Annotated in this window: 5 protein-coding genes; 3 read left to right on the forward strand and 2 right to left on the reverse strand. The window is 49.2% G+C overall.

From position 1 onward, the window contains the following. Positions 1–106: 106 nt before the first annotated feature. Positions 107–430 carry a zinc ribbon domain-containing protein gene (locus PF479_RS12340; RefSeq protein ID WP_298006987.1) on the forward strand — a complete coding sequence of 108 codons (324 nt, stop codon included), beginning with the start codon at positions 107–109 and terminating at the stop codon, positions 428–430. Positions 431–936: 506 nt separating this feature from the next. On the opposite strand, the gene thiI is transcribed toward PF479_RS12340, so the two are convergent. Both thiI and PF479_RS12350 read right to left on the reverse strand, forming a co-directional pair. Next, on the reverse strand, positions 937–2,121 hold the full coding sequence (thiI, locus tag PF479_RS12345) for a tRNA uracil 4-sulfurtransferase ThiI (RefSeq protein ID WP_298006990.1): 1,185 nt from the start codon (positions 2,119–2,121) through the stop codon (positions 937–939). Positions 2,122–2,157: 36 nt separating this feature from the next. Beyond that, entirely contained in the window at positions 2,158–3,312 is a 1,155-nt protein-coding gene (locus PF479_RS12350; RefSeq protein WP_298006992.1) for a cysteine desulfurase family protein, read from the reverse strand. A gap of 95 nt (positions 3,313–3,407) precedes the next feature. Here PF479_RS12350 and PF479_RS12355 point away from each other — a divergent pair, with 95 nt between their 5' ends. Continuing rightward, a complete protein-coding gene (locus PF479_RS12355; protein ID WP_298006994.1) occupies positions 3,408–3,716 on the forward strand; it encodes a helix-turn-helix transcriptional regulator in 309 nt (102 codons plus the stop codon). 2 nt (positions 3,717–3,718) lie between these two features. Then, a partial coding sequence (locus PF479_RS12360) for a DUF2807 domain-containing protein (protein WP_298006996.1) occupies positions 3,719–4,398 on the forward strand: 680 nt, incomplete at its 3' end.

The raw sequence follows: 4,398 nt of genomic DNA on the forward strand, positions 1-4,398 counted from the left end.
GTAAGCATATATCAGTATTTTTTGTTAAGAAATATCTCAACACTCTCTTTTCGAAGGAAAGGGGAGGATGAAATAAGTTGTTTAATCCATACAGGAGTGGTTAAGAATGCCTACCTATGATTATAAATGCGAAAGCTGCGGACACCTTTTTGAACATTTTCAGTCCATGGCTGAGGATCCCCTTAAGACCTGTCCCGACTGCAGGAAAGACAGCCTGAAACGGCTGATCGGCGGCGGTATGGGTGTGATTTTCAAGGGCAGCGGTTTCTATGTGAACGATGCCAAAAAAAGTGCCGGTACCTCCCAGCCGCTCAAAGACAAATCCGATTCAAAAGAGAGTCCTGCCCAAGCAGTTGATTCAGGAAAAACGAGTGATTCAGGAAAGAAAAGTGATTCAGAAAAGAAGAGTGAGGCCAAGAGCGCTTCCTAGGCTGGTCCTGTCAGGAGTCATCTTCTTTGTTTTACAGTTGATGTTTTCCTGCAGCGACGGCGGCTCTTCCTCTCCCTACAATCAGAGCTACATCGAATTCAAACTATCTTCCGCTTCGCAGCTGGGCTATGATGATCTCCAGTCCATCAAGGTCTACGCCGATCCCTACGCCGCCTTCAATCTTCTGAATATTCACGAAAACGGGCGTTCCCTGCTGGGAGCCTACGACTATACGGAAGAATCCAAAATCTATATGGGTTTTGAGTACAGCCCCCTCTATGTCTGCCGCCTGGAAGAACTCCGGGTGTCGGTGACGAAGAAGGGGAGCCAGGAATTTATTGATTCTGCGGATTATACACTCAGCTTTCAGGGGGAAATGCCCGAGTCTGCCGGGGATAAACCTACAATCGAAATCTCTGTCACCGAGGCTGGTGTTTTGACATTGCTGGCCAAGTCTGGAATTGCCGGAGCTCCACCGCTCACAAGAGAAGTAGTCAGCCCAAGAGTCAGTCTTTTTCAACTTCCGCCGGAAAGTAACACTTCTCCGCCTGGGCTTCGGCCTGGGCCATCAGTTTTCCTATGTCTTCAATTCCATCCCAGTCTTCCCGGGTTTTCTTCAAGTCGGGTTTTACCTCGGGGTGTTCCGGGCTGAAGAGGGAACAGCAGTCGTCATAGGGCTGTGTTGAGGTCTCAAAGGCCTTGATTTTACGGGAGATAAGGATGGTCTCTTCCTTGTCCATGCCGATGAGGGGACGGAAGACGGGCAGGTCTACCTGACTGTTTGTGTAAGCAAGGCTTTCCAGAGTCTGACTGGCCACCTGGCTCAGGGCTTCTCCCGTTATCAGGGCCAGATCTTTTCTCTTATGCGCCATGGACTGGGCAATCTTCATCATGGCCGCCCGGGAGTGAAGGGTTGTCGTTTCAGGTCTGACCGAGCGGTTTATCTGTACCTGTACATCCGTAAAGGGCACCGTATACAGAGTCAGTCCTCCCGTCCAGGGGGCGATGATCCGGGCCAGGTCTTTGACCTTCTCCAGAGATTCGGGGCTTGTGTAGGGAGGGGTGTGAAAGTACACCGCATCCAGGCTCATCCCCCGTTTACTCATAAGATACCCTGCCACGGGAGAATCGATTCCTCCCGAGAGGAGGAGCATCCCCTTCCCACCGGTATGGACCGGAAGTCCTCCCGGTCCCTTATGGGTATAACCGTAGACATATCCTTTTTCTCTCAGCTCTATGTGAATGATCCAGTCGGGATTTTTAACATCCACAGTGAGTCCGGGAATCTTTTCAAATACACGCCCGCCGATCTCGGCGGAGTAACCGTAATTATCCAGAGGCAGACTCTTGTCTATCCGCCGGGTTTCAATCTTGAATTTCATCCCTACACCGGCATCAATATTTTGCCGGGCCACGAGAAGAGCCTTTTCTTCCAGGGCATCCAGCTCTTTGGCACAGCTGTAGGAACGGGTATAGCCGACAATGCCGAAGACCTTGGACAGGCAGGCTGAAACATATTCTTCTTCCAGGTCTTCACATTCCAGATAAAACCGGCCGCTCCGGTTGGTCACCCTGGTGGGGTGGGGGCGGAGCATCTTTTTTATATTATTTCGGAGCTGTCGCTCAAAGAGGGCTCTATTCCCTTTTTTCAGGGTAATCTCGCCTATTTTAATCAGGTATAAGTCAGTCATGGGCCTATCATAACAGATCGCCCTTCATCAGGGCAATCAGCCCAGGGCCCGTCCGACCTGATCTATCTGTTCCGTCAGCACCTTCAGAAATCCGGTCATCTCTTCTTCCGTCGTTGTGGGTCCCTGGGAGATCCGGATGGAGCTGAAGGCTGTCTGAGGATCTACACCCATGGCTTCCAGGCCTCTGGTCCGGCTTTTTTTACGGCTGGAGCAGGCAGATCCCGTAGAAATGGCGTATCCTGCTTCGTCCATGACCCGCACCAGTACTTCTCCCGGCAGAGGCGGGAAGGCGCAGTTGAGAATCCAGGGGGAAAAGTGCCCGGCATTCTCAAGGCGGCCTTCAGGCAACAGTTTTACACCTTTGATGGCAGCGATGCCTGTCATAAGCATCTGCATTCTTAAAGAAGCTTTATCATGATGCTCCTCCACACCCTTAATGGCAAGCTCTAGTGCGGTACACATACCCGCTGCTGCTGCAAGGTTTTCAGTTCCTGGTCTGAGACCTTTTTCCTGACCTCCTCCAGCATACAGACCCGCAAAAGGCTTTTTTTGATACAGAAGTCCTATTCCCCTGGGACCTTGAATCTTGTGCCCCGCAAAGGAGGCGGAATCCAGATCTAGTTCTTTGAGAGACAGTGGAATTTTTCCAGCACTCTGTACCAGGTCGCTGTGGAAATGTATGGGGCGGGATTTTTCTGCTTCCCGTACTGTGCGGATAAGTTCCTGTAGAGGTTGAATCACACCGGTCTCATTATGAACACCCATGATCAGGACCATCTTTGTATCCGGTGTTAAAAGTTTTATAAGTTTTTCCACCTTGACTAACCCGTCTTTCCCGGGATTTATGACCTTCACTTCCCATCCCTGTTTTCCAAGTAACTGGACAGGATTCCAGATGGCTGGATGCTCTATGCCGCTGACTATTATGCGACCTTTGTCCCGTCTGGTAAAAAGGGAGGAGATAACCATATTGTTCGACTCTGTACCTCCAGATGTCAGAATAAGCTCATCAGCTTCACAATCCAGCACATCTGCACAGCGGCGACGGATTTCATCCAGTTTTTTATTAGCCTTCTGTCCTTCCTTGTGAAGGGAGGACGGGTTGCCGAAATATTCTGAGGCAACATCTGTCATCTCTTTAAGAACTGAGGTGAGGGGGGGCGTTGTAGCGGCCCAGTCTAGGTATACCATCTTTTTACAATACCAGAGGGGTCCTGAGGGATGCAAGTGATCCGGTTATTCAGATTTCAATTGATTAAATCGGAATAGTCTGCTAATTTCTATATATGGAAAACAAATGTAACTGCCCGGAAGAAATGGTGGAAGGGTATGCCCGAAAATTAAAGGTTTGCGGTCACCCCCTCAGGCTCAAAATGTTGTGTCTGATTGAACGTCAGGATTGCTGTGTCTCAGAATTGTGGCAATGCCTGGATCAGCCTCAGCCCGTCATCTCCCAGCATCTGGCGGTACTTAAAGACAAAGGAATAGTGGATTCTGCGACAGAAGGAAACAAGAGGATCTACCGCATCGTCGACCCCTTCGTTCAGAACATCATCGCCGGATTTGATGGAGTATTACCCGAGGCAGCTTCCTGAGAGTGAATCAGCTTCAAAAACTCCTGATTTTGTCAGTTTTAAGCCTAGCCAGTCTGTCCTGTCAAAATTATCCAGATGCCTCTGATGTTCTTGTAGAGCAGACTTACAGCTTTAGTGAATTTGACAGCATCAGTGGCAACAGCGCCTTTGAGGTCTATGCCTCCTATGGTGAGTCCTATTCTGTCAGTATTACCGTGAATGAAGATCAGTTTGACAATCTGGATGTTTCTGTATCAGATGGTGAACTAATCATTGATTACTCCTCATCAGAAGACTATAACAATCTGCAATTCACAGCGGATATCACTCTTCCCGAATTGAACCGGGTACATCTTTATGATAGAGCAGTCATCTTTTTTTATGATAGAACCATCGGCACCGATAATCGCTCCAATTGGAACGACAGCTTTTCTGAAATTGGAAAGACTCTTGAAATCCTTCTGGATGGTGAGTACTCCCATGCGTCCTTCGATATGGAAGTTCCTCCACTCCCGGAGGGAACGCTCTATCTCTACTCCCGCAGCGATTTCAGCGCCTACAACAGGACTCATACAGTCAATGCCAAAGAGCTGGTGATTCACTCTGAAGCAGACAACGCCTCCAGTTCGGTGACCCTCCGTTCCGAAACTCAACCTGATCTCATGATTGTTCAGGCCGATCATTACGGGACACTGAGTATGAA

Origin of the sequence: Oceanispirochaeta sp. (assembly GCF_027859075.1) — a bacterium.
Taxonomy (GTDB): domain Bacteria; phylum Spirochaetota; class Spirochaetia; order DSM-2461; family DSM-2461; genus Oceanispirochaeta.

What these genes read in the sequence shown, in the direction of transcription:
- PF479_RS12340 (WP_298006987.1), top strand. Translation starts at nt 107, where the DNA reads ATGCCTACCTATGATTATAAATGCGAAAGCTGCGGACACCTTTTTGAA.
- thiI (WP_298006990.1), bottom strand. Translation starts at nt 2,121, where the DNA reads ATGACTGACTTATACCTGATTAAAATAGGCGAGATTACCCTGAAAAAA.
- PF479_RS12350 (WP_298006992.1), bottom strand. Translation starts at nt 3,312, where the DNA reads ATGGTATACCTAGACTGGGCCGCTACAACGCCCCCCCTCACCTCAGTT.
- PF479_RS12355 (WP_298006994.1), top strand. Translation starts at nt 3,408, where the DNA reads ATGGAAAACAAATGTAACTGCCCGGAAGAAATGGTGGAAGGGTATGCC.